The following is a 315-nucleotide window of genomic DNA, read 5'->3' as shown; positions in this document are numbered from 1 at the left end:
TGTGGCGGTGGCTCGGACGTTCCGGATCCTCGACGGAGACGTGAAGAACCCGCAGACCCGGCATTGGGAGCAGGCCGGCCGCGTCTTCGACCTGCTGCTCTAGGAGGTCTGCTCACATGATGAAGGAGACGGACATGGAACTGAAGCTCGGCGTACTGGCACTGCTCGAAGCGAAGCCCGAGAAGGCCGCGGAGGTGAAGGGGTTCCTGATCGGCGGAAAGGACGTCGTGGACCGCGAGCCCGGAACGCGCACCTGGTACGCGTTCCAGATCGACGACACCCACTTCGGCATCTTCGACTCCTTCGCCGACGAGG

The 315-nt window shown here is 64.1% G+C and carries 1 protein-coding gene and 1 pseudogene; both read left to right on the top strand.

The window, feature by feature from the left end; all coding sequences use genetic code 11:
• The first annotated feature begins 1 nt into the window (after position 1).
• Positions 2 to 103, top strand: coding sequence for a DUF1931 family protein (locus tag CN601_RS28175; RefSeq protein ID WP_373604996.1), 102 nt, complete (start codon positions 2 to 4; stop codon positions 101 to 103).
• Positions 104 to 116: 13 nt separating this feature from the next.
• Positions 117 to 315 (top strand): annotated as a pseudogene (locus CN601_RS22345) (hypothetical protein); the annotation flags it as partial.

This window comes from Bacillus sp. AFS017336 (assembly GCF_002555445.1).
Taxonomy (GTDB): Bacteria; Bacillota; Bacilli; order Bacillales; family Bacillaceae_G; genus Gottfriedia.
Note: the sequence above shows the minus strand (reverse complement) of the source record. Positions and strands in the feature narration are given on the sequence as shown.